Genomic DNA, 22,240 nt, shown 5'->3' with positions numbered 1-22,240 from the left:
GGCGGGCGAAGCAGCGACTTGAATTTTGAATTCAAAAGAACCGGAGGCCGGTTCCCGGCCTCCGGTTCTTTCCGGTGCTAGTTGCAGCGAGCCGTGTAGATCCGGCCGCGATGATCGCGATACTGGCAATAGCCGTTGCGCAGGTTGCGAACCAGGAGGCCCGACCCGGCGCCGACCGCCGCGCCGATCAGCGCACCTTTGCCGCCGCCGACCAGGCCGCCTATCCCGGCGCCGATCAGGCCGCCGCCGACGACGTCCTTCTCGGTGCTGGTGCAGCCGCTGACAGCGACCAGGGCAATCATGGCAATGATCATGTTCCGCATAGAATTGCTCCTCACTTTTGTCCTCGCTTTTGGCAGTGCCAGCAGCCATTTAGCATGAAAAAGCATGCTGTGCCCGTTCGATTTCACTGTTGCCTAAGATAGTCTTTCGGGGACGCTCGCCGTTCGACGCGACAAGCATGCCGGAAACCTCCAGGGGTGCGACCAGCGTGCCGTCGGGGTGCACTTCCAGACGATCTGGTCGTAATCGTCCTCCAGCGCCGGATCGACGGCGAGGCATTTGCCGATGATGCGGGGCGCCTGACCCCGCAGATCGCCGAGGGCGAAGTGCATTTCGGCGTCACAAGCGTGCGCACAACGATTCCCGGCGAACAGAAGTTCCGGGTCCGGACTTTAGAGCGCGTCGCGATGAAACGGATTCAAGCGGCGCGCTTTAAGTCTTCGTTTTGATGCATGTCGCCCAAAACCGCTGCGCATTTTTGGGCGACATGCATCAGTCGGGTGTCAAAGTCGCGCGCGGGGGGTCAGAACAATTGCCAGGCCGCGGCCAGGGCCACGGCGGCGAGAAGGGCGATCGCGCCAAGGCGGAGCGAAAGATGAGATGATCGTGGCGCCGGCGGTGGCTCGGCATCCTGGAAGCCGCTCATCGAGACGCGGGCGGCCTGCTCCAGCCTGTTCATGTCGGCAGCCATCATTTTTAGTCTCCCAGGTCGCGCGCCGGGGCGCGGATGGGTTTTCCGGCGCATCGTTAGCCGGGAGCACAGGATCGGGCTTTATGGTGAACAGCCGGTTAAGGGCCGTAGAGCGGGTCAGCGTTTCACGGAGACGCTGAACCGCTCTATCTCTTTGTTTCAACGCAATTCCGGACGGAAGGCTACGGCGAAGGCGTCGAGCCTAACCGGTTCCCACTTTTCCTGAATTTGCTCTAGCCGGCAAAGCTCCGGAACACCGGCGGCGCAATCAATCCGTCTCGAAATTTCCGTGCGGGACGGTGAGGCGGTATTCCATACGGTCTTTGCCGATTTCGAGCGTCGCGGAGCCATTCAGCGACATCGGCACGACGCGCTCCAGTGCCACGCTGCCAAAGCGCTTTTCATTGCGCGGCGCGTCGCCGACCGCCTCCCTCCAGGTCAGCAAAAGGTTGGGCGAGGGTCCGGCTTCAGGCTCAAGCCTTGCCCGCACCTCGACGTGGCCGTCCGGCCGCGACAACGCGCCATAGCTCACGGAATTCACGGCCAACTCGTGCATGGCCAGGCCGATATGCAGGGCGGCGTTGGGATTGAGATAAGGATTTTCGCCCGCGAAGCGCAGGCTTTGCGCCAGATCGCTGCTGTAGCGGCCGACCTGGCCGGATACAAGCTCCTGCAGCGCGGCTCCCCGCCAGTTGGAGGATGTGACCAGGTCCTGCGAGGAAGCGAGCGATTGCAGCCTGCCCCGAAACCGCGCCAGGAACTCGCCAAGCGTCTCCGTATAGCGCCCGGTCTGGGTGGCGATGCTCTGGATGATAGCCAGGAGATTTTTCGATCGATGGCTGACTTCGCGCAACAACGCCTTCAGCGTCTGCTCGCGGCGCTTCTGCTCTGTCGTCTCCACCATAGTGGTGACGACACCGAGGACTTCGCCGGCTTCCCCGCGGTCGGCATCGATCCAAAGCTGAAACCAACGGGCGCCCTGGCTTCCCGGAAGACTGAGCTCGAACTGTTCCGCATTGCCGGATTCAATCACTTTGAGTTTGGCGGCCCTTATGCGTTCGGCCTGCGCCTGCGAAAGCAAATCCTTGCCATCAGCCGTTTCGGATGCCCAAGGCGCGTTCATGTTGCGCGCCCAGACGGTCTCCATCTGCCGATCTTGGTAGAGCACCGAAATTCCGGCATTGTGCAGGGCATGAAGCAAGGCCCGCCCCAGATGCATCCCGTTCTCTGCGGGATGCATCGCGATCACGTCGCCGTCCTGCTTTTCAACCCTGTCTTTCGTGGGACCCTCGGAAGGTATTGGAAACATCCCCGCACTCGGTCCTTGAACGGCTCAATTCGCAACTGGTTCCGCATGGCACCGACGCCCCGAAATTGTTGGCTCCAAAAACGGTCCGCCGGACAGTGCCCTTTGGAGGCGCCGCCCGGCGGTGGCTGGAAACCGTTTGAGGGGTGCGGCTTCCAGTGTTGCGGTCAGGCTCTCCTGAAGAGACCTGCAATGAGCGAAATCACCAGGAAGGCGAGGAAGATGAAGAACAGGATCTGCGCTATGCCTGCCGATGTACCGGCGATGCCGCCGAACCCAAGCGCGCCGGCGATGATTGCAACTACGAGAAATACGAGCGCCCAGTACAGCATGATGCGTCTCCTTCTTATGTCGGGAAAAGAACGTGGCCCGGTGCCGTTTGTTCCACCATTTGCTGAAAAAGACGATCCCCTTGAAAGGGCTTTTCAGACCGCAAAACAGACAGGCGTCAAACGAGGCGCAAAGGCCTCGCAAGACGCTCAAATCCATAGGCTTCGGAAGGGATCAGGCGGCGGCTTTAGCCTGACGGTCGAAGAACAGCGCCTGGCTGATCAAAGCCTTGACCATGTCGGGATTGAACGGCTTGGTGACCAGAAAGGCCGGCTCCGGGCGCTCGCCGGTCAGCAGGCGTTCCGGGAAGGCGGTGATGAAAATCACCGGCACCGGCGTCGAGGACAAAATCTCGTTGACGGCTTCGATGCCCGAGCTGCCGTCGGCAAGCTGAATGTCGGCCAGGACCATTTTCGGCCGCGTCTTGCCGAACATGGCCACCGCCTCGGCATGCGTGCGCGCCGTGCCGACGACGCGGTGGCCGAGGCTTTCGACCATCTCCTCGATGTCCATGGCAATCAGCGGCTCATCCTCGATGATCAGCACGTCGGTCGCGACCTGCCGGGAAATCTCGTTGCTCGCCTGGGCAAGCAGTTCCGAGAACTCATCCTCGTCGACATCGAGGATTTCCGCCGCCTCGTCCTCGCTGAAGCCCTCGACGGCCACCAGAAGGAAAGCCTGCCTCGGCAGGGGCGCGATCGCATTCAGATTGGCCGCGGCCCGCTGTTCCCAGGCGGTCTGGGCCTGTTCCTGCGGCACGCGGATGGCCACTGACGTGAACAGCCTGGCGAAAACCTTGTACAGCGCGATGCGGTCGCTGGAGGCTTCGGGGAAGATGTCGGTATCGGCGATGATGGCTTCCAGCATCGCTGCGACCAGCGCGTCACCGCTCTCCTGCGATCCCGATACCGCCCGCGAGAAGCGGCGCAGGAACGGAAGATGCGGGGCGATGGTTGCGGACAAACTCATTATTTACGTCTCCCTCAGATGACGCTGCACGTTTAAGGCCATGCTGATTTCAAACGCCGGCTTTCAGAAAAAGTTCCGCCGGGAGTGGAACTAAATTAGCAGGCGGGCGTTTCGCGGTTCGGGATGGGCAACCAGACAAGGGTTCCGCTTGCGTTGTGGTTTGAAATCGAAGAGCGGTTCGCGTGCTGGAAATTAGGGCGACTATGAAAGAAATGTCAAAAAAACAGATGGCTGATGCCGCAAGCAGGCATCGGAACGGGGATGGCAACCCGCTTGGAGCAAACTCCGAAATTGCCCGCAAGCTCAAGCAATATTATGACGAGTTGGTTTCGGATCACGTGCCGGACCGTTTCGCTCAGTTGCTCAGCCAGCTGGAAAAGACCGAACCTGCCCAGAAAAAGGACTGAGGCATGGCGGCGGTATCCCAGAGCTTCAAGACCGAGCTGCTCGGTGCGATCCCGAGCCTGCGCGCTTTCGCCGTGTCGCTGACGCAGAACGCCGACCGGGCCGACGATCTCGTCCAGGAAACGCTGGTCAAGGCGTGGGACAAGCATGAGAGTTTCCAGCCGGGCACCAATCTCAAGGCCTGGCTATTCACCATCCTGCGCAACGAATTCTATTCGCAGATGCGCAAACGCGGCCGCGAAGTGCAAGACAGCGACGGCATCATGACGGCCAGGCTTGCCGTTCACCCGGCTCAGCACGGCCAGCTCGACCTCAAGGATTTCCGCGGCGCGCTCGAGCAACTGCCCGAGGATCAGCGCGAAGCCATCATCCTGATCGGCGCTTCCGGCTTCTCCTACGAAGAAGCGGCCGAAATCTGCGGTTGCGCGGTCGGCACGATCAAGAGCCGGGTCAGCCGGGCGCGCACCAGGCTGCAGGAGATTCTCAAGATTTCCGGAGAGGACGAGTTCGGGCCCGACGCGATTTCGGCGCAGGTGACGGGTTCGAACGCGGCTTGAGCCGAACCACTACGATGCTTACCGCGGCGATGGCCCCGTCAACCCGCGCTCGCGCGCCCGCAGGCGATGGCCACGGCTTCGATCAGATCGCCGCCCGAGTAAGGCTTGGTCACCAGCAGAATATCCGGGAATGAGTCCTTGACTTCATCCGAATCCGAATAGCCTGACGCGAATACGAACGGCACGCCCTCGCTGCGCAGCCGCGCGGCGAAATCCAGGGTCGAAACGCCGTCAAGCATCAGATCGACCACTGCGGCGTCGAAGCGCGAAGGCAGCGCCAGCCCGTCGATCTCGCCAAGCTCGCGCGCGACCGTCACATCCGCGGCGCCGTGCTCCCGGCAAAGCTGCTCGACGTCCATCGCGATCAGAAACTCGTCCTCCAGGACGAGAATACGCAGTCCGTCAAGCAATGCTGGCACTTATCAGTGTCTCCTCGGCAGGGCCGCACTCATGCGTGGAATTCGTCGGCATGTCATTTAAAAAAGACATGGGCGTGACGCCTGGCGGAACCCGTACCGTTCTCAAGCGTTTTCCTGCGCCCGTAAGGGCAGGGATTTCGAAGAGGGGTCGAAATGTCCAGCCAAAGCGCACGTCCGGTTGCCAGTCGTCAATACCCTTGCGAAGAATGCCCGCTGTGGCCGTTGCCCGCTTTTGGCAAATTCGACAAGCAGGAATTGTCATTTATCAGCAACTTCAAGCGCGGCGAACCGTCAGTCGACAAAGGGGTGACCGTATTGGTCGAGGGCAGCCATAGCGCTCTCTTTATACGGCACTTTCGGGCTGGGCGTTTGGCTACAAGCGAAGTGATCGATTACGACGGACTGAAGAAGCTCGCCCGCTGGGAAGGCCTCGGCGAAGAACCCAGGCCGCTGATTAGGGATTTGACCGCGAACCCCCGGAACCTTGGCGCAGAACAGACGTTGAAATCCAAGCAAACGCAAGGAGTTAGAGAATGGCAACCGCTGCCGGCAAATCCGCGACGAACGAAGCAACCACCGCCGACCTGGAGGCCGATATCGAGCAACTCAAAGCGGATATCCAGAAACTCACCGAGCAACTCGCCAAGACCGGCCAACATGGCTATGGCGCGGCCCGACGCGCTGCCGCGGATGGCGTCGAACAATTGCGCGCTCAGGGTGAAGCCGCGTTCGAGAGTATGCGCGGAAGCGCCGAGGATGTAGAAGCACAGCTGATAGCGAAAGTGCGCGAGAAGCCGGTGACGTCGCTGGCGATCGCGGCAGGCATCGGCTTCCTCTTCGCCCTTCTTTCCCGCCGCTAACCGCAAATGGGGGCGCTTGTCTCGCTGATCTCGGCCCTTGCCTCGGGCGAGGCCATGGCTGCTTTGCAAAGAGCGAGGACGACGGCAATTCTTTACGGACTTGCCGCCATTTTTACCTTGTGCGGAGTCGGCTTCCTCATCGGCGCCGCCTATATCTGGCTGGCGGCGCGTTACGGACCACTGGCGACCAGCCTTGGCATCGGCATCGGATTCCTGGTGGTTGCGGGCTTGATCCTGGTCATCCACAAGCTGGCAACCGGGATGCGCAACAGACGGCGCGCACGACGGCGGCAGGCCGACATGACGGCGGTTGGCATTACCGCAGCACTTGCCCTGCTTCCGGCACTTGCCAAGAGCAAGGGCGGGCTGGGGGCCATTGTCGCGCCCGCCCTGGCGGTCGTCGCCTACGCCATCTATCGCGAGAACGCCAAGCCCAGGCCGTTCAAGCCGGACCCGGAAGACATGCCTTAGAAGTACATCGGTGCACACAAACGACGAGCCGCTCACTTCAAGAACGGCTCGAAGAACGGCTCGAGCGTCGCTGTCGATGACCTTGGCAAGGCTGCGGCGGATGAGGATCGAACCAAAGCCCTGGCGACGCAAACTATCCCGCCTTGCAGGTCCCACAACATCACGCAATCGGGTCGCCGCATACACGCAATAAGTTGCTTGGTTGAACGCCGCCCCCGACGCGGAACCTTCCCGGACAGTGCCCGTTACCCGACCATATACGTGCCTGAAGCGCCCGCGGCCGCGCAGTATGGAGGCCAATAGTGACCAAGATCGTACCTGAAGACAAAGCACGCCAAGGGCATTGGGGCTGGCATGCTCTCAGAATCCTGATCGCCGGGCTGTTGCTGGCCTTCATTGCGTGGGGGGCGGTCGAGATTTACGGAGAGCTGATCAAGTCGCCGACGACGCAGCAGACCGTGCCGGCGGCTCCGCCCGCCGCGCAGAAATCCACCCAGGGAAGCTGATCTTTCCATCACGCCGCCTTAGCCTGCGCGTTGCGTGACGGAACAAGCACGTTCAGCGCGCCGGGGTGAATCTCGATCGTGGTTTCGCGCTCGAGCCTGATCAATTCGCCATCCATGACGGCACGGAACTTCCTGGTGGGCGAGTGGATTTTCAGCACAACCTTGCCAGCCTGATGCACTTCGACATGCGCGCTCTGGCGCAACCTGCCGCGCAGCATGTCCAGCAGCAGCTTCGCCAGGTGATGACGCCGGCGCGCGACGCTGACATAAATGCCGAGCACACCGCCGGCCGGGTTGTCGGCATAGGGCAGATGACCTTCGCCGAACAGATTGTTGGTGATGCCGATGCCGGTCGTGCGGGTGACGATCTCGGTCTTGCCAACGCTCAGGCTGACCTTGAGAGCGGGTGGGTTCTTGATCGTCGCCCATGCGGCGCGGACTGAAGCCTGCATCTTTCCAAGGCGCGAACCGAAATCCATGGTCGCGCGCAGCTGGACCATCCTGGCATGCATGCCGACCGAGAACTGATGTACGAAAGGCCGGCCGTTGGCGGTCGCCATATCGACGGCGATCACCTCGCCATCGGCAAAGGACTGCAGCGCCGCTTCCAGTGTCTGCGGGATGCCCAGGCCGCGCGCAAAGAGGTTCATCGTGCCGGCGGGTAAAATGGCCAGCGCCTTCTTCTTGTTCATGAGAAGGGACGCCGCGGTGGAAATCGTGCCGTCGCCGCCTCCGGCGAGAACAACATCGACATTGCGCCTGGCGATAGCCTTTTCCAGCGCCGTGGCGATGTCGCGGCCGGCGACGATATCGATCTCTACCGAATGCCCTGCCGCTTCGAGCGTCTGGCGGAGCCGATCGGAAAACGCGTCCATATCGATGGTGCGCAAGGTGCCGCCGTCCCGGTTCAGCACCGCAGCAAAACGCATGCCCCGCTCCGTTTTTTCAATCATTTCAGGTCGATAAAGAACCCCTCAGCCGCAAGCTGAAACGAAAAGGCGGCGCAAAGGTTCCTTGACCAGCCGGGAATCCGGAACGGCGGCGCGGTAGGAGCTTTTCGGGAACAACGCCTTGGTCACAACGTTGTGAAGCTGTGGAACAAGCCGCATGCGGTCTGCGCGCCAAGGTGGCCAGGCCGGCGGTGCGGCGCGCATGAATCAGGCACGAGGAGAGACCATCATGATCCGCACTCTTTTTGCGACAACCGCGCTTGCAACGCTGCTTGCAACCGGCGCCTTTGCGCAGACGGCCACGCCTGCGCCATCGCAGCCTCCGGCAGCCGAAAATCCGGCTCCTGTGATCCGTGCCGATGGAACCTTGATGACCAACACCATCGGCGAGTCAGTCTATAACGGCACCGGAAACGATGCCCAGAATATCGGTAAGGTCGACGATGTCGTCTTCGATTCCAGCGGCAAGGCCAAATCCGCCATTATCGGAGTCGGAGGCTTTCTCGGCGTCGGCAAGAAGGATGTCGCCTTCGACTACAGCAAGCTTGAATGGGCCGAGAAGAATGGCGACCGCTGGCTGGTGGCCAAGACAAGCAAGGATGAGCTGAACGCCCAGCCAGCCTTCGACCGCAAGCCATATGATCCCGCGCCGGCGCAGTCGGCCGACGCGACGCAGCCTGCGGCGACCGATACCACAGGAACGCAGAAGCAAGCCGCCGCGCAACCGGCCGAACCGGTGAAGAAAGCGGACGGCAACCTCGCCACCAACATCATGGGCGCGTCGGTCTATAACGGAACCGCGGACGACGCCCAGAAGATCGGCGACGTAATGGACATCGTGCTGGCCAAGGACGGCAAGGCGCAATCGCTGGTGATCGGCGTCGGCGGCTTCCTTGGCATCGGCACGAAGAATGTCACCTTCGACTTCGCCAAGGCAAAATGGGCTGAGAAGAACGGCAACCGCTGGCTGGTGGCCGAGACGACGAAGGAGGAGATGCAGGCGCAGCCCGACTTCAACCGCAAGGCCTATGATCCGGCACCCGGCTCTACCGCGGCTGCAAACAATGCCCCGGTCACGACGACGCCTGCGGTGGCATCGTCGGACACGACCTCCGACAAGGGAGCCAAGCCGGCGCAGCCGGCCCAGGCGACCGCCGAGACCAAGCCCGCGACGCCGGCCCCGGCCACCACGGCTGAGAACAAGCCGGCCGACACGAGTGCCGCCGCTACCGACCAGACGAAGACCGCCTCGATCGACAAGTCGACACTGACCGAGATGCCGATGGGCAATATCAGGGTCGACGACCTCAAGGGCACCACCGTCTATGGCGCCAACGATGCCAAGATCGGTTCCATCGGCGACGTCGTGCTGATGCCCGACAACAACAAGCCGGATGCGGTGATCGTCGACGTCGGCGGCTTCCTCGGCATCGGCGCCAAGGAAGTGGCGGTCGGCATGGACAAGCTCAAATTCATGACCGACAAGAACGGCAAGAAATATCTCTACACCAACTTCACCAAGGAACAGCTGCAGGCGCAGACGGCCTATGACAAGGGCAGTTATGCCGCCAAGCGCGACCAGCAGCGGATGATCATACGGTAGGGATCAGTGAGTAGGCAGTAGGGGGAACAGGGAACATCAGCTGGCCAGGCACCGCGCCGCTTGCGATGGTTCTACTGCCTACTGCCTACTGCCTACTGCCTACTGCCTACTGCCTACTGCCTATTGCCTCGGCCACGTGGCCGACCACGCCGTCTTCCGTCAGCTCGGCCAACGCCAGCGACTGATCGAGCTGCGCGGCGCGCCAGGCAAGCATCTTCTCGGCGAACTCCAGTCGCAGCCGCAGATAGGCCGGATCGTCAGCCAAATTGTTCAGTTCGCCCGGATCCTTGGTCAGGTCGAAAAGCAGCGGCGGCAGGCCACCGCCGAAATGCACGTATTTGAAGTCCGCCGTACGAATGACGGCGAGGTTGCAGCCGCGCGGCCCGATGCCGAAATGGCACTCGGCTTCGCCCCCGGCGACCGTGCGGAAGTCAAACTCCCAGTGCGCGGCGTCGCGCCAGGTCTCCGGCTCCTTACCGTCGATCCAAGGCGCGAGCGAATGGCCGTCGAGGTGGCGCTGCGCAGGAGCGCCGATCAGGTCGAGCAAGGTCGGGAAGATGTCGACGGCCTCGGTGAAATGGTCCACGGATGAACCGGCCGCGGCTCTGCGGCCCGGATCGCGGATGATCAGCGGAATATGGTAGCTGGCGTCGAAGAAGCCGCCTTTGCCGAGCATGAAATGGTCGCCCATCATCTCGGCGTGGTCGGAGGTGAGCACAATGACGGTGTCGTCCCAGGCGCTCGCTGATTTGATGGCTTGCCAGATGCGGCCAAGCTGTGCGTCGACCTCGGAGATCATGCCGTAATAGATCGCACGGATGCGGCGGAAGTTCTCCTCGCTCCATTCCGGCACCATGCCTTCGATGCCGGGGGCGAACTTTGTCCTTTTCTGCTTGGCAAGATCGTAGGCGAGGTAGGGGTGGCTCCCGGCCTCGGCTTGCCAGTCTGCCGCGCGCCTGAAAGCGGGACCGTCGGCTGGGTCGTACATGGTGTTGTAGGGCTCCGGCACGATGAAGGGCGGGTGCGGGCTGATGAAGGAGATGTGCGCGAACCATGGCAAGTTTTTCTCCTGCTCGCCAAGCCAGCGGATGAATTCGCCGGCTAAGAAAGCGGCCGGCGTCTGGTCCTTCGCATAGACCGGCGGCGCGTTGGTTATGTCACCTCGCGCTTGCCCGTTGGCCGGACGGTGGATGTCAGGACTGCCGGCGCTGGTGTCGATACCTTGCGCCCGCAGCCATGACAGCCATTGCTTCTGATGCTCGGGCAAAAACTGCCGAACGGTGAAGCCGGGCAGCACGCCTTCATAGCTGCGCAGCCGAGGATCCTGGGCCGCAAGCAGGCGCGGATCGAGCGAGACATCGGTGTAGCCGAACAGGGTCGGGTCATAGCCCGCAGCGCGCGCCGAAAGCGCGATGTTGCCGTGGCGCGCGTCGAGCGGCGTGCCGTTGCGGCAGACGCGATTGTTCATCTGGTAGAGGCCGGTATAGAGGCAGGCGCGGGCCGGCGAGCAAGGCGCGGCCCCGCCATAGTGGCGGCGGAAGAGCACGCCCTCGGCGGCGAGCTCATCCGCATTCGGCGTCTGCACCACCGGATGGCCGGCCGCCGACAGGCAATCGCCACGCCATTGGTCGCAGGTGATGAGAAGAACATTCGGGCGGCGCGTCGGATTGTCCAAGATCCTCTCCTTGTGGAAGCGCCCAGATGGAACGGAAATCATCGGCGTTGCAAGCCAACCCGCGGTGACAGATTGGTGAACATATTTCGCATGATCGTTCACTTTTATGACACAGTCCATTCTGTGTTTGCCCGCTTTGCCGCCGGCCAGGCTATCCTCATATTGGCGTGGACAGCGGCGAGGGCCGCACAAGGACAAGGGAAGGAGCAACATCATGCTCGATCAGATCAGGGGCCTGCATCACGTGACCTCGATGGCCAGCGATGCGCGCCGCAACAATGAGTTCTTCACCAAGAAGCTCGGCCTGCGCCGGGTCAAGAAGACGGTCAATTTCGACGCGCCGGACGTCTACCATCTCTACTACGCCGATGAGGTCGGCACGCCGGGCTCGGTGATGACCTATTTCCCCTTCCCCGATATCGCCAGGGGCCGGCATGGCGTCGGCGAGGTCGGCGCCACGGTATTCTCGGTGCCGGAAGGCACGCTCGCCTATTGGGAAAAGCGCTTCGCCGACGAGGGCGTGGGCAATGTTGCCCGCTCGGAAAGCTTTGGCGAGAAGCGCCTCACCTTCACCGGCGCCGACGGCGACAGCTTTGCGCTGGTCGAGGACAAGGCCGACAGCAGAGCGCCCTGGGTCAAGGGCGGGGTTCCCGGCGACGAGGCGATCCGCGGCTTTCACTCGGTCTCGCTCAGGCTGAAGGACGGCGGCGCCACCGAAGAGCTGCTGAAGTTCATGGGCTATGAGGAGGTCGACAAGTCGGGCAACGTCCGCCGGCTGGCGATCAAGAACGGCAATGGCGCCGATGTCGTCGACATCGAATCGCTGCCCAGCGCCGGCTTCGCCAATCTCGGCGCCGGTTCGGTGCATCACGTCGCCTTCGCGGTCGAGGATCGCGCCAAGCAGCTCGAAGTGCGCAAGGCGCTGGTCGACACGGGTTACGGCGTGACACCGGTCATCGATCGCGACTATTTCTGGGCGATCTATTTCCGCACGCCGGGCGGCGTGCTGTTCGAGGTGTCGACCAACGAGCCTGGCTTCGACCGCGACGAGGACACCGCGCATCTCGGCGAGGCGCTGAAGCTGCCGACGCAGCACCAGCATCTCAGGCCCTATCTCGAACAGCATCTGCAGAAGCTGGAAGACTGAACCATGGGCACGGACGCTTACATCCACAAAGTCCTGCCCGGTTCGCCGGGCAGCCCGCTGCTCTTCGTCTTCCACGGCACCGGCGCCGACGAAAACCAGCTTCCTGGTTTCGGTCGCGAGCTTATGGCTGCGGCGACGATAGTTTCACCGCGTGGCGACGTGTCGGAGCACGGCGCTGCCCGGTTCTTCCGCCGCACCGGCGAGGGCGTCTACGACATGGACGACCTGGCGCGCGCGACATCGAAGATGGCGGGCTTCGTCAAGGCGTATGTCGAGGCGGCGAAACCCTCGGCGGTGTTCGGCCTCGGCTACTCCAATGGCGCCAACCTTCTGGCATCGATGGTGTTCGCGGAACCAAGCCTGTTCGATGCCACGGCTCTGATGCACCCGCTGATCCCGTTCGAGCCTCAGGTCCAGGGCAGCCTTGCCGGCCGCCACATCCTGATCACGGCCGGCAGGCGCGACCCGATCTGCCCGCCCAACCTGACGTCGCGGCTCGAGGCCTATTTGCGAGCCGACGGTGCCGATGTCAAAGTGGAATGGCACGACGGCGGGCATGAGGTTCGGCCGAATGAAATCGAGGCGGCACAGCGCCTCTTTGCGCTGGCGCCGGCTGCCGAAGGAGGCAAATAGATGGCTGACCAACTGCCCGAGATCGAACTGGAGGACCGCGGCTCCAAGGGGCGCTACGTGCTGCGCGGACCAGGTGGCGCCGAGGCCGAGATGACCTTCACCAAGATCGGCGAGCACCAGCTCATCATCGATCACACCGAGGTGCCGGACGTCTTTCGCGGCCAGGGCGCCGGGCTTCGGCTGGTGACCCGCGCGGTCGAGGACGCGCGCGCCGCCGGCAAGAAGATCATCCCGCTCTGCCCCTTCGCAAACGCCCAGTTCCGCCGTCACCCGGAATGGGCGGATGTGCTGAAGCAGTGAGCTTTTACCTTCTCCCCTTGTGGGAGAAGGTGGCCGCAAAGCGGCCGGATGAGGGGTGTTCCAGGGAAAGCCAACGTCTCACTCCGCTGGAGCACCCCTTGTCCGTCTCGGCGCTAACGCGCCGATCCACCTTCTCCCACAAGGGACCCACAAGGGGAGAAGGAAAGAGCAGCCTTGGCATTTGCACGGCCCGGTCATCTTGCCTAAGTTGACGGTTCGCTCGGACGAAACTCGTCGTCCCGCCCGTCACTGATTTGAAATGGCTTCCCTGATGACCGATACCGACCTGATCCCCGTTTTCGACGGACATAACGACACGCTTCTTCGACTCTACCAGTCGAAGGAAGCTGACGTCGAAAAGCTGTTCATCGAGGGAACGCCGGGCGGCCATGTCGACCTGCCGCGCGCCAAAAAGGGCGGCTTTGCCGGCGGCATGTTCGCGATCTTTCCGCCGCCGGTCGAAAAGAGCAAACGCAGCGCCGTGCCGCCGGCGCCAAGCGATAATGAGCCGCTGCCGCCCGAACTGCCGCAGGCCGAGGCGATCACCTCGACCATCGGCATGGCCTCGATCCTGTTCCGTCTGGAGCGCGCCGGCGCGCTGACCGTCTGCCGCAGCGCCGGCGACGTTCGCGACGCCATGGCGAAGGGCTCGATCGCCGCCGTGTTCCACATCGAAGGCGTCGAGGCGATCGATCCCGGGCTTGCCATGCTCGACGTGCTGCACGCCGCCGGCTTGCGCTCACTGGGCATCGTCTGGAGCCGACCGAACGCTTTCGGCAACGGTGTACCGTTCCGCTTTCCCTCCTCGCCCGATACCGGGCCTGGCCTCACCGATGCCGGCAAGGCGCTGGTCAAGGCCTGCAACAAGCTCAGGATCATGATCGACCTCTCGCATCTCAACGAGAAGGGTTTTCGCGATGTGGCCGATCTTAGCGATGCGCCGTTGGTCGCCACCCATTCCAACGTCCATGCGATCTGCGGCCATTCGCGCAATCTGACCGAATGGCAGCTCGCCGCGATACGAGAGTCGGGCGGCATGGTGGGCCTGAACTTCGCCACCGGCTTCCTGCGCGAGGACGGCCGCATGAATGCCGACACCAGCCTCGACATCATGGCGCGCCATATCGATTCGCTGCTGCAGGCGCTGGGCGAGGACGGCGTTGGGCTGGGCTCGGATTTCGACGGTGCCATGATCCCGGCTGTCATCGGCGACGTCGCCGGCCTGCCCAAGCTCATCGATGCGCTCGCCGCGCGCGGTTTTGGGCGCGCGCTGATCGAGAAGATAGCCTATCGGAACTGGCTGAGCGTGCTGGAAAGGACGATTGGCTGAGGCCACTCGGAAAAGGACAATTCTGGACGTTCGGGATTGGGACCAGAATGCTCCCCGAGGTCGTCATTCTAGGGTCTGCGCCGCGTCGCTTCGCTCCTTGCTCCGCCCTAGAATGACGACCGTAGAGGAAGGCCTAAGCGCCGCTGCGCTTCAGCCACTCCTTGCCGACACCGCGGTCGCGGATGATCGGCATGGGATCCTCATGGTCGAGCCGGGCGCAGATGCGGTAAACCTCGAGCGTCTCGGCGTTCATCTCGCCACGTTTGTAGAAGAACATGGCGGCCGCATAGCGGGTGCGGCCGGACCACATTTCGCCGAGCGGCGTGTTGACCAACTGCCACTGCTCGGCGGCTTCCGCCTCAGCGTCCAGGTCTTCGGCTTCGCTTGACATCTCAGAAGTCCGCCGGCGGGTTGGCGGTGCGGCGGTCGAGCTTGACGAAGGGCCGCGGCACCACTTTCGCCTTCTTCATGAGCTTCTGGTACTGCAGCTCGCGCATGGCGTAAATCTCGACCCAGAGGTCGTCGACCATCGTGTCGCCGTAAGGCCGCTGCAAGGAGGCCAGAGCGATGTTGCGCTTGGCCATGGGCGACCACATCGCCGCGCTGACCAGCCCGACCTCCTGGCTTTTGCGATAGTAGACGATCGCATGTTCGGCCGGGATGTTGCCTTCGATCTCCAGCCCGACCAGCACATGGCGCAGCTTCTTCTTCGCTCGGGCCTCGAGGATCGCACGGCGGCCGTTGAAGTGGCCTTTGTCCGGATCGATCATGAAGCCGAGGCCGATCTCGTCCGGCATGCGCAACCGGTCGGTGCGGATGGCGTTTTCGGAGGTGGTGAAGTCGGCATTGGCGACGATCAGGCCTGCCTCCAGACGGGCTCGGTTCAGCGCCGTGTAGCCGATGGCGCGGATGCCGCGCAGTTCGCCCGCCGTCATCAGACGGTCCCACAGTCTCAGCGCCCTGTCCGCCGGCACGAACAGCTCGTAGCCGAGATCGCCGGTGAAACCGGTGCGCGAGATGGTGACGGCAGCGCCCTCATGCGCGAACTCGGCGAGATCGAAGACTTTCAGCCGCTCGACGCCGGCGAAGCCCGCATCGCGCAGGATGGCGAAGGAGGTCGGGCCTTGCAGCGCAAGTCCGGCAACGGCTTCGGTCTCTTCTTCGACGCTCACCTCGAACCGAAAAGCGCTGTCGAGCAGCCAGGGCAAATGCCGTTCCTGCGAGCACAGCCGGAAGCGCGTCGGCGAGAGCCTGAACAGCGTGCCGTCGTCGAGCACAAAACCTTCGTCGTCGCACCACGCGGTGTAGTGGACGCGGCCGGGCTTCAGCCTGGTCACGTCACGCAAGGTGACACGGTCGAGATAGGCCTCGGCGTCCGGACCCTCAATCCGGTACTTCGTCATCGGCGAGATGTCGAACAGCGCCGCCTGGCTGCGGATGGCGAAATATTCGAGCTCCTCGTCCCACAGCGAATGCGGGGCGCGGTAGCCGGCCCAGCTGTACCAGTCCTGCTTCAGCCCCAACACGTCGATGCGCGGCTGGAACGGCGTGCCGGGCCGCAGCGTGCGGAAATGCGACTGTGCCGCGCTACGAGCTTCGAGCGCTGCGTCGATTTCTGTGTCGATGGGCTTCTTCCTGGTTGCTTGCGCCATGGTCATGCCCTCATCGCGATGATGCGGCGCGCGGCGTTGAGGCCGGGCGCGCCGGAGATGCCGCCGCCTGGATGCGAGCCGGCGCCGGCAAGGAACAGTCCTTCGAGCGGCGTGTCGTAGCCCGACCAGCCGGAGACCGGCCGCGACATCAGCATCTGGTCGGCCTGCAATTCGCCATGGTGCCAGTGGCCCCCGGGCATGCGGTAGCGCGCCTCGATGTCGGCCGGTGTCAGCAGTTCGGCATGACGCACCGTGGCGCCGATGCCGGGCGCATAGATTTCGAGCTGCGCCATGATCGCCTTGAGAAATGGCGGCTTGCCGGCGGTCCAGCCTTGCTTCAGCTCATAGGGCGCGTATTGCACCACGGCCGAAAGCACGCAGGCGCCGGAAGGCGCCAGCGAGGTATCGACCAGGCTGGGCAGCGTGATCTCCATCACCGGCTCCGGCGAGAACTCGCCATATTTGGACGGGTTGAAAGCGCGCTCTACATGGTCGGGCGAAGGGGCGATAACGAAGCGGCCCTTGTGACCGGCGGCATCGACGCCGGCGAAATGCGGCGGCCTGTCGAGCGCCAGATGGAGTTTTGCGGCATCGCCCTTCATGCGGATGTTCTTCACCTTGCGCACGAAGCCGGTGTCGACCTCGCGCGGGCCGACCAGATCGAGAATCGTCGTCGCCGGATTGATGGCCGAGACGACGGTCTTGGCGCGCAACGTTTCACCGCTCTGGGTGACGACGCCGACGGCGCGGCCCTTGTCGGCGATCACCTTGGCGACCGGCGAGGCCGGGCGGATCGAAACGCCTGCCTTTTCCGCCGCCGAGCGGATGGCGGCGACGACGGCGCCCATGCCGCCTTTCGGCTGGATCTGCGCGCCGGCGAGGCCGCCGATCTCGCCGGCCAGCCGATAGTAGAGGCCGAGCAGCGAAGTCGGCGAGCGCGGCCCGAGATGCGAGCCGAGCGTGGCGTCGAAGGCGAGCAGACCCTTCAGCCGGTCGTCCGAAAGCTGCTCGTCGAGCAGGTCGTAAACGTTCATCAAAAGCACACGCAGGAAGTCGCGCATATCTTCCTTGCCGAGCTTCTTCAGCGCCAGCGCGGTCTGGCCGAGCCCGGTCATCCCGGCGAGCGACATGCCGGCAAGGTCCGGCGGCCGGCGCGACAGGAACGGCTTCAGAATGCCGGCATAGCGCAACAGCTGCGCGCGCAGGTCTTTCCAGGCGGACTGCTCCGAAGGGCTGGCGCCGGTCAGCACCTCGCCATAGGCGCCGTGCAGCACCATTGGACCGTCCTTCGACAGCGCGACCGATGGCACGAAATCGCCGCGCTCGACCCGAAGGCCGTGGCGCTCCAGCTCCAGCGTCTTCACCACGTCGGGATGCAGGCGGTTGAGCAGATGGGCGATCGCGGAGACGCGAAAGCCGGGCGCGAATTCCTCGGTGCGCGCGGCACCGCCCACTTCGTTGCCGGCCTCGAGCAGCAGCACCTTGCGTCCCGATTTCGCCAGCGTCGCGGCGGCGACAAGGCCGTTGTGGCCGCCGCCGATGACGATGGCGTCCCAGTTCAAATCAGATGACGTCATGGGCCGGGCTCATATGCAGGGCTGGCTTGGCCAGATCGCGCAGGATCTCGGCGGCGGCATTGCGTCCGGGCGCGCCCATGACGCCGCCGCCCGGATGGGTGGAGGAACCGCACATATAGAGCCCACCGACCGGCGAGCGGTATTGCGCGTAACCCGGCACCGGACGGTTGAAGAGCAACTGGTCGAAGGTGAGCTCGCCCTGGAAGATGTTGCCTTCGGTGAGGCCGACCTCGGCCTCGATCTCGCGTGGCGTGCGCACTTCCATGTGGATGATGCGGTCGCGGAAGCCGGGCGAGTATTCGGCAATCTGCGCGATCACGCTTTCGGCGAAGCCATCGCGGTCGGCATCGGTCCAGTCGCGCCCGTCGATCTTGGGCGGCGCGTATTGCACGAAGCAGCTCATGAAATGTTTGCCCGGCGGCGCCATGGTCGGGTCGAGCGTGGTCGGGATCATCATGTCGAGGAAGGGATCGGCCGACCAGCGCCCGGCCTTCCAGTCGTCATAGGCGCGCTCCATGCGCTCGATGGAATCTGTGAAGTGCATGTCGGCGCGATAGACAGGCGAATCCTTGGGCAAAGCCGGGAATTCGGGAAGCGAATCGAGCGCGATGTTGACCTTGCCGGACGAGCCGCGGATCTTGAAGTTCCTGACCCGGCGCAGGAAGATGTCGGGCAGCTCCTTTTCCTCGACCAGCTTCAGGAAGGTGCGCTTGACGTCGGCGTTGGAGATGACGAGCTTGCCGTGGATCTCCTCGCCTCCGGCAAGCACCACGCCCCTGGCCTTGCCGTTCCTGACCAGCACATGGTCGACCTCGGCGCCGGTGCGGATGGTGCCGCCGGAAGCCTTGAAGGAAGCGGCCAGTGACTTGGTGACGGCGCCCATGCCGCCGCGCGCATAGCCCCAGGCGCCGACCGAGCCATCGACCTCGCCCATATAGTGATGGAGCAGGACATAGGCCGTGCCGGGCGACATCGGGCCGAGCGCGGTGCCGATGATGCCGGAAAGCGCGAAGTTGGCCTTGATGACGTCGGTCTCGAAATGCTCGTCGAGGAAGTCGGAGATCGACATCGTCCAGAAGCGCAAGGTCAGCGCCATTTCCTCGGCGGTGAGACCCGCGAACTTCTTGCCGAGGTAAAGCAGCTCGCCAAGGTCGCGCGGCTTGAAGCTGGTCGGGTCGGGCGCGGTACGCATCAGCAGCGGCTGGATGAAGCGGCACTGCCTTGTGACGTCGCGTGAGTAGCGGTCATAAGCCTCGGCGTCGCGCCTGGAAAATCGCGCGAACTCGCGGCGATGCGCGTCGTGGTCGCGGTAGTTGGCGAGGTAATCGCCGTCGCGCGTGAACACCGCGCCGCCTTCGTAGGAGATCACCTGCAGGCCAAAGCGCGGCAGCTCCAGATCGCGCATGATCTCGGGCCGGAACAGTGAGCAGACGTAAGAGCAATTCGAATAGAGGAAGCCCGGCGTCAGCTCGCGGCTGGTGGCGGCACCCCCGACCCAGTCGTTCTTCTCGACCACCAGCACATCCAGGCCGGCGCGCTGCAGATAGCAGGCGTTGACCAGCCCGTTATGACCGCCGCCAATGACGATCGCGTCCCACGCCTTCATGCGCGCTCAGCCTCCATCCGGCCGCCCTTCTTTTCGATGCGGTTTGTTCCCTGATTGCTCGAATTTGGCACGGATCACAGTTTTTTGTCCAGCCATATTGAATGAATGTTCAACAAATGGTGTTGCGTTTTCCCATTGATGCGCTAGGCTTTGCCGACATTTCTGGACTGACCGCTTAGGCTTCTGGAGTTCAGATCCGATGATCGAGACGGCTGACGTCGAGCCGGAATATGATGACACCGCCATCCGTTTCCTCGAAGCGCTCTGGGGCGACGGCTACCTGTCGCCAGGCGGTCCGGAAGAGGTCGACCGCGTGGTCGAAGGCCTGTCGCTCAAAGGCAAGACGATTCTCGACATAGGCTGCGGCGCCGGCGGCATCACGCTGCATCTGGTCGCACGCCATGGTGCTGCTCGAGCCATCGGCTTCGACGTCGAAAGGCCGGTGATCGAGGCGGCAAGGCAAGGGGCAGGCAGGCAAGGTCTCGAGGATCGCGTCAGCTTCGTCCAGGCGCCGCCGGGACCGCTGCCTTTCACCGACGCCTCCTTCGATGTCGTCTTCTCCAAGGACGCACTGCTGCATGTGCCGGACAAGGACGCGCTGTTCGCCGAAATCTTCCGCGTGCTGAAGCCGGGCGGGGTCTTTGCCGCATCGAACTGGATGATTGCGCATGACGGCGAGCCGTCGCTTCAAATGAAGGCCTATGTCGCGGCCGAAGGGCTCTCCTTCGCCATGGCCTCGCCGGCGCGCTATGCCGAAGCGATGCGCCGCGCCGGCTTTACCGACATCACGGTCCGCGACCGCAATCCATGGTACCGCGAGGTCGCGCGGGAGGAACTGGCGCGCCTGAATGGACCGCTCTACGCTCGGGCCGCGGCAGCGGTCGGCGCGGCCTATGTCGACAAGAACATCAAGACCTGGGAGGCGATGCAGAAGGTGCTTGACAGTGGCGAGCACCGCCCCACTCATCTGCGCGGTTGGAAGCCGGTTGGATAGCCGGCAATGCTGGAGGCCGCCACACCCATGAAGACTGCAGAGGCGAGCGACGCTCTCCCCGAACCGGCGCGAAAAGGCGATGCCGAAAAGCGTGGACGCAAGGCCTCGAAAGAGGTCAGGCGGGTGCAACTGATCGAGGCGACGATCGATTCACTGGCCAAGCGCGGCTATGCCGAAACGACGATGGCGGACGTGGCCGATGGTGCCGGCCTGTCGCGCGGCATCGTCAATTTCCATTTCGAGAGCAAGGAAAAGCTGCTCATCGCCACGCTGCAGCACATGTATGACGAGTATTCGGCGCATTGGCGCACCGCCCTGCAGAAGGCCGGCGACGATCCGGCCAGGCAGCTGCAGCAACTGGTATGGGCCGATTTCGATCGTTCGATCTGCAACAAGCGCAAGCTCGCCGCCTGGCTGGCCTTCTGGGGCGAGGCCAAGTCACGGCCGACCTACCAGGCGCTGAGCAGCTCGCGCGACGCCTATTACCAGCAGGTCTTCATTGACCTCTGCACAACGCTGAAGCACAGCGGCTCCTATGCCTATGAGCCGCAGGTGATGGCGCTGGCGCTGTCGGCCATGCTGGAAGGGCTGTGGCTGCGGTTGATGATGGGCACCGAGGACACCACGCGCGAGACCGCCTTGCAGGCGGCCAACGCATTTTTGGCCGCCGCATTTCCGAAGCATTACGGTTAGCAACAGCCGGCCCACAAGACCGGCAAGACCAAAAGAGGATGGAACAGCATGAAAAATCTTAGCCGACGCCTGACATTGACTTTGGCGCTTGGCGGCGCGCTCGCGGCCTCCGCGGCGGCGTTCGCCATGGCCGCCGACAAGGACCTGATCGTGTTCGACTGGTCCGGCTACGAGGATCCGAGCTTCCACGGCAAATATGTCGAGAAGAACGGCGATTCGCCGACCTTCGCCTTCTTCGGCGACGAGGACGAGGCGTTCGAAAAGATCCGCTCCGGCTTCAAGTCCGATCTCGGCCATCCCTGCTCGCAGAGCGTGGTGAAGTGGCGCGAGGCGGGGCTGCTGCAACCACTCGACACCTCCAAGATCACCGGCTGGAAGGATCTCAATCCCGGCATCATGGCGATGAAGGACCTCGCCACGACGTCCGACGGCAAGGCCTGGTTCATGCCGTGGGATTGGGGCGACACCCAGCTCACTTACAATTCCGACAAGATCAACGAGAAGGACGTACAGTCGCTGAAAGCGTTCGCCGACCCGAAATACAAGGGCAGGGTCTCGATCGGCGACAATGTCGACGACGCCTATGCGCTGGCCAGTCTCGCCATCGGGCTCAAGGACTGGACGAAGATGACGGATGACCAGTTCAAGCAGGCCTCCGACTTCCTGCGCCAGGTGCACAAGAATGTGCGCTCCTACTGGACCGACACCACCGACATCGTCCAGTTGCTCTCCGGCGGCGAGGTCGACCTCGCCTGGACCTGGAACGACGCCGCGGTGCAGTCGCAGGCCGCCGGTGTGCCGATCAAGTCGAAGAAGGACACCGACGAGGGCATCTCGACCTGGGTGTGCGGCTATGTGCTGTTCAAAGACGCGCCCGGCAACATCGACAAGGCCTATGACTACCTCAACGCCGTCAACGATCCGGAAATCGCCAAGACGCTGGTCAAGGACTGGGGCTACGGCCAGGCCAATGCAAAAGGCATGGCCGGTGTCGACCCGGCGGTGCTGAAGGAAAAGGGCTACGATAATGTCGAGAAATTCGTCGACAAGACGTTGTTCCAGCAGCCGCTGCCATCGGAACTCAAGCTCAAGATGATCGCCGAATTCGAGAAGATCAAAGCCGGCTATTGAGCCTTGTTTTCGGGTGCTCGCTTGGAAGTGGAACTAAGGTGATCGCGCGGGTTCCCTGAACGTCCTTTCGATTCGAGCGCTGGTGCCGCCCTTCACCTGCCTGCATCCTCTCCCCGTATAGTGACGGGGAGAGGGAAGCTCTCATCGCGATTT

25 protein-coding genes are annotated in these 22,240 nt (G+C 63.1%); 13 read left to right on the top strand and 12 right to left on the bottom strand.

All coding sequences use genetic code 11. The features are described 5' to 3' along the window. Nucleotides 1-77: 77 nt before the first annotated feature. The 5 genes from RFM68_RS01875 to RFM68_RS01855 all read right to left on the bottom strand — a co-directional run bounded on the left by RFM68_RS01875 (nt 78) and on the right by RFM68_RS01855 (nt 3,578). The gene (locus tag RFM68_RS01875; RefSeq protein ID WP_320230945.1) at nt 78-323 is read right to left on the bottom strand and encodes a YMGG-like glycine zipper-containing protein; all 246 of its coding nucleotides are present in this window, start codon (nt 321-323) and stop codon (nt 78-80) included. A gap of 482 nt (nt 324-805) precedes the next feature. Continuing rightward, on the bottom strand, nt 806-976 hold the full coding sequence (locus tag RFM68_RS01870; RefSeq protein WP_320230944.1) for a hypothetical protein: 171 nt from the start codon (nt 974-976) through the stop codon (nt 806-808). A gap of 265 nt (nt 977-1,241) precedes the next feature. After that, on the bottom strand, nt 1,242-2,213 hold the full coding sequence (locus RFM68_RS01865) for a sensor histidine kinase (RefSeq protein ID WP_320231050.1): 972 nt from the start codon (nt 2,211-2,213) through the stop codon (nt 1,242-1,244). Between the two features lie 233 nt (nt 2,214-2,446). Continuing rightward, the gene (locus tag RFM68_RS01860; RefSeq protein ID WP_018429836.1) at nt 2,447-2,611 is read right to left on the bottom strand and encodes a DUF1328 domain-containing protein; all 165 of its coding nucleotides are present in this window, start codon (nt 2,609-2,611) and stop codon (nt 2,447-2,449) included. Nucleotides 2,612-2,783: 172 nt separating this feature from the next. After that, nucleotides 2,784-3,578 (bottom strand): response regulator, encoded by a 795-nt coding sequence (locus RFM68_RS01855; protein WP_320230943.1) that lies wholly within the window; start codon nt 3,576-3,578, stop codon nt 2,784-2,786. A gap of 203 nt (nt 3,579-3,781) precedes the next feature. Here RFM68_RS01855 and RFM68_RS01850 point away from each other — a divergent pair, with 203 nt between their 5' ends. Then, on the top strand, nt 3,782-3,985 hold the full coding sequence (locus RFM68_RS01850; RefSeq protein WP_320230942.1) for a NepR family anti-sigma factor: 204 nt from the start codon (nt 3,782-3,784) through the stop codon (nt 3,983-3,985). A 3-nt stretch (nt 3,986-3,988) separates the two neighbouring features. Further along, on the top strand, nt 3,989-4,540 hold the full coding sequence (locus RFM68_RS01845; RefSeq protein WP_027166584.1) for an RNA polymerase sigma factor: 552 nt from the start codon (nt 3,989-3,991) through the stop codon (nt 4,538-4,540). 38 nt (nt 4,541-4,578) lie between these two features. On the opposite strand, the gene RFM68_RS01840 is transcribed toward RFM68_RS01845, so the two are convergent. Then, complete coding sequence (locus tag RFM68_RS01840; RefSeq protein ID WP_320230941.1) at nt 4,579-4,959, bottom strand: response regulator; 381 nt, start codon at nt 4,957-4,959, stop codon at nt 4,579-4,581. 533 nt (nt 4,960-5,492) lie between these two features. On the opposite strand from RFM68_RS01840, the gene RFM68_RS01835 reads away from it, so the two are divergent. From RFM68_RS01835 to RFM68_RS01825, 3 genes are all read left to right on the top strand, one after another. Continuing rightward, on the top strand, nt 5,493-5,819 hold the full coding sequence (locus RFM68_RS01835; protein ID WP_320230940.1) for an ElaB/YgaM/YqjD family protein: 327 nt from the start codon (nt 5,493-5,495) through the stop codon (nt 5,817-5,819). A 6-nt stretch (nt 5,820-5,825) separates the two neighbouring features. Beyond that, nucleotides 5,826-6,290 carry a phage holin family protein gene (locus tag RFM68_RS01830; RefSeq protein ID WP_320230939.1) on the top strand — a complete coding sequence of 155 codons (465 nt, stop codon included), beginning with the start codon at nt 5,826-5,828 and terminating at the stop codon, nt 6,288-6,290. A 302-nt stretch (nt 6,291-6,592) separates the two neighbouring features. Next, nucleotides 6,593-6,796: a hypothetical protein gene (locus RFM68_RS01825; protein ID WP_320230938.1), complete on the top strand. Its 204-nt coding sequence runs from the start codon at nt 6,593-6,595 to the stop codon at nt 6,794-6,796. Between the two features lie 8 nt (nt 6,797-6,804). Here the strand turns inward: RFM68_RS01825 and RFM68_RS01820 are convergent, their stop codons facing one another. Further along, nucleotides 6,805-7,725, bottom strand: a complete 921-nt coding sequence (locus RFM68_RS01820; RefSeq protein ID WP_320230937.1) for a diacylglycerol/lipid kinase family protein — start codon at nt 7,723-7,725, stop codon at nt 6,805-6,807. Between the two features lie 250 nt (nt 7,726-7,975). Between RFM68_RS01820 and RFM68_RS01815 the strand changes: the two genes are divergently transcribed. Beyond that, nucleotides 7,976-9,349 (top strand): PRC-barrel domain-containing protein, encoded by a 1,374-nt coding sequence (locus RFM68_RS01815; protein WP_320230936.1) that lies wholly within the window; start codon nt 7,976-7,978, stop codon nt 9,347-9,349. A gap of 106 nt (nt 9,350-9,455) precedes the next feature. Here RFM68_RS01815 and RFM68_RS01810 read toward each other — a convergent pair whose 3' ends face one another. After that, a complete protein-coding gene (locus tag RFM68_RS01810) occupies nt 9,456-11,024 on the bottom strand; it encodes an alkaline phosphatase family protein (RefSeq protein ID WP_320230935.1) in 1,569 nt (522 codons plus the stop codon). A gap of 214 nt (nt 11,025-11,238) precedes the next feature. Here RFM68_RS01810 and RFM68_RS01805 point away from each other — a divergent pair, with 214 nt between their 5' ends. From RFM68_RS01805 to RFM68_RS01790, 4 genes are all read left to right on the top strand, one after another. Continuing rightward, nucleotides 11,239-12,171 (top strand): VOC family protein, encoded by a 933-nt coding sequence (locus tag RFM68_RS01805; protein ID WP_320230934.1) that lies wholly within the window; start codon nt 11,239-11,241, stop codon nt 12,169-12,171. Between the two features lie 3 nt (nt 12,172-12,174). Next, a complete protein-coding gene (locus RFM68_RS01800) occupies nt 12,175-12,804 on the top strand; it encodes an alpha/beta hydrolase (RefSeq protein WP_320230933.1) in 630 nt (209 codons plus the stop codon). Continuing rightward, on the top strand, nt 12,805-13,104 hold the full coding sequence (locus RFM68_RS01795) for a GNAT family N-acetyltransferase (RefSeq protein WP_027166574.1): 300 nt from the start codon (nt 12,805-12,807) through the stop codon (nt 13,102-13,104). A gap of 271 nt (nt 13,105-13,375) precedes the next feature. Next, complete coding sequence (locus RFM68_RS01790; RefSeq protein WP_320230932.1) at nt 13,376-14,434, top strand: dipeptidase; 1,059 nt, start codon at nt 13,376-13,378, stop codon at nt 14,432-14,434. Between the two features lie 133 nt (nt 14,435-14,567). On the opposite strand, the gene RFM68_RS01785 is transcribed toward RFM68_RS01790, so the two are convergent. From RFM68_RS01785 to RFM68_RS01770, 4 genes are read right to left on the bottom strand one after another with little or no spacing between them, the layout of a single operon-like run. Beyond that, entirely contained in the window at nt 14,568-14,825 is a 258-nt protein-coding gene (locus tag RFM68_RS01785; RefSeq protein ID WP_320230931.1) for a hypothetical protein, read from the bottom strand. A 1-nt stretch (nt 14,826) separates the two neighbouring features. Then, the gene (locus RFM68_RS01780) at nt 14,827-16,086 is read right to left on the bottom strand and encodes an aminomethyl transferase family protein (protein ID WP_320231049.1); all 1,260 of its coding nucleotides are present in this window, start codon (nt 16,084-16,086) and stop codon (nt 14,827-14,829) included. A gap of 2 nt (nt 16,087-16,088) precedes the next feature. After that, nucleotides 16,089-17,663 carry a phytoene desaturase family protein gene (locus tag RFM68_RS01775; RefSeq protein WP_320230930.1) on the bottom strand — a complete coding sequence of 525 codons (1,575 nt, stop codon included), beginning with the start codon at nt 17,661-17,663 and terminating at the stop codon, nt 16,089-16,091. Further along, a complete protein-coding gene (locus RFM68_RS01770) occupies nt 17,650-19,269 on the bottom strand; it encodes a phytoene desaturase family protein (protein WP_320230929.1) in 1,620 nt (539 codons plus the stop codon). Before RFM68_RS01770 ends, RFM68_RS01775 begins: the two co-directional genes overlap by 14 nt. A gap of 199 nt (nt 19,270-19,468) precedes the next feature. On the opposite strand from RFM68_RS01770, the gene RFM68_RS01765 reads away from it, so the two are divergent. Genes RFM68_RS01765 through RFM68_RS01755 form a run of 3 tightly spaced genes read left to right on the top strand, consistent with a single transcriptional unit; the run spans nt 19,469 to nt 22,087 of the window. After that, nucleotides 19,469-20,263, top strand: coding sequence for a class I SAM-dependent methyltransferase (locus tag RFM68_RS01765; RefSeq protein ID WP_320230928.1), 795 nt, complete (start codon nt 19,469-19,471; stop codon nt 20,261-20,263). A 6-nt stretch (nt 20,264-20,269) separates the two neighbouring features. After that, entirely contained in the window at nt 20,270-20,956 is a 687-nt protein-coding gene (gene betI, locus RFM68_RS01760; RefSeq protein WP_320230927.1) for a transcriptional regulator BetI, read from the top strand. Nucleotides 20,957-21,004: 48 nt separating this feature from the next. Next, nucleotides 21,005-22,087: an ABC transporter substrate-binding protein gene (locus RFM68_RS01755; protein WP_320230926.1), complete on the top strand. Its 1,083-nt coding sequence runs from the start codon at nt 21,005-21,007 to the stop codon at nt 22,085-22,087. The last annotated feature ends 153 nt before the right edge of the window (nt 22,088-22,240 follow it).

It is taken from the genome of Mesorhizobium montanum (genome assembly GCF_033977145.1).
Classification (GTDB): domain Bacteria; phylum Pseudomonadota; class Alphaproteobacteria; order Rhizobiales; family Rhizobiaceae; genus Mesorhizobium; species Mesorhizobium montanum.
This window is presented reverse-complemented; position numbering and strand designations above follow the sequence as displayed.

Bases quoted from the DNA above. Each gene is read 5' to 3' on its own strand.
- RFM68_RS01795 (WP_027166574.1), top strand. From the start codon at position 12,805: ATGGCTGACCAACTGCCCGAGATCGAACTGGAGGACCGCGGCTCCAAG.
- RFM68_RS01780 (WP_320231049.1), bottom strand. From the start codon at position 16,086: ATGGCGCAAGCAACCAGGAAGAAGCCCATCGACACAGAAATCGACGCA.
- RFM68_RS01765 (WP_320230928.1), top strand. From the start codon at position 19,469: ATGATCGAGACGGCTGACGTCGAGCCGGAATATGATGACACCGCCATC.
- RFM68_RS01850 (WP_320230942.1), top strand. From the start codon at position 3,782: ATGAAAGAAATGTCAAAAAAACAGATGGCTGATGCCGCAAGCAGGCAT.
- RFM68_RS01790 (WP_320230932.1), top strand. From the start codon at position 13,376: ATGACCGATACCGACCTGATCCCCGTTTTCGACGGACATAACGACACG.
- RFM68_RS01855 (WP_320230943.1), bottom strand. From the start codon at position 3,578: ATGAGTTTGTCCGCAACCATCGCCCCGCATCTTCCGTTCCTGCGCCGC.
- RFM68_RS01865 (WP_320231050.1), bottom strand. From the start codon at position 2,213: ATGCATCCCGCAGAGAACGGGATGCATCTGGGGCGGGCCTTGCTTCAT.
- RFM68_RS01755 (WP_320230926.1), top strand. From the start codon at position 21,005: ATGAAAAATCTTAGCCGACGCCTGACATTGACTTTGGCGCTTGGCGGC.
- RFM68_RS01770 (WP_320230929.1), bottom strand. From the start codon at position 19,269: ATGAAGGCGTGGGACGCGATCGTCATTGGCGGCGGTCATAACGGGCTG.
- RFM68_RS01830 (WP_320230939.1), top strand. From the start codon at position 5,826: ATGGGGGCGCTTGTCTCGCTGATCTCGGCCCTTGCCTCGGGCGAGGCC.
- RFM68_RS01775 (WP_320230930.1), bottom strand. From the start codon at position 17,663: ATGACGTCATCTGATTTGAACTGGGACGCCATCGTCATCGGCGGCGGC.
- RFM68_RS01805 (WP_320230934.1), top strand. From the start codon at position 11,239: ATGCTCGATCAGATCAGGGGCCTGCATCACGTGACCTCGATGGCCAGC.
- RFM68_RS01815 (WP_320230936.1), top strand. From the start codon at position 7,976: ATGATCCGCACTCTTTTTGCGACAACCGCGCTTGCAACGCTGCTTGCA.
- RFM68_RS01870 (WP_320230944.1), bottom strand. From the start codon at position 976: ATGATGGCTGCCGACATGAACAGGCTGGAGCAGGCCGCCCGCGTCTCG.
- RFM68_RS01835 (WP_320230940.1), top strand. From the start codon at position 5,493: ATGGCAACCGCTGCCGGCAAATCCGCGACGAACGAAGCAACCACCGCC.
- RFM68_RS01875 (WP_320230945.1), bottom strand. From the start codon at position 323: ATGCGGAACATGATCATTGCCATGATTGCCCTGGTCGCTGTCAGCGGC.
- RFM68_RS01820 (WP_320230937.1), bottom strand. From the start codon at position 7,725: ATGCGTTTTGCTGCGGTGCTGAACCGGGACGGCGGCACCTTGCGCACC.
- RFM68_RS01860 (WP_018429836.1), bottom strand. From the start codon at position 2,611: ATGCTGTACTGGGCGCTCGTATTTCTCGTAGTTGCAATCATCGCCGGC.
- RFM68_RS01800 (WP_320230933.1), top strand. From the start codon at position 12,175: ATGGGCACGGACGCTTACATCCACAAAGTCCTGCCCGGTTCGCCGGGC.
- RFM68_RS01845 (WP_027166584.1), top strand. From the start codon at position 3,989: ATGGCGGCGGTATCCCAGAGCTTCAAGACCGAGCTGCTCGGTGCGATC.
- betI (WP_320230927.1), top strand. From the start codon at position 20,270: ATGCTGGAGGCCGCCACACCCATGAAGACTGCAGAGGCGAGCGACGCT.
- RFM68_RS01785 (WP_320230931.1), bottom strand. From the start codon at position 14,825: ATGTCAAGCGAAGCCGAAGACCTGGACGCTGAGGCGGAAGCCGCCGAG.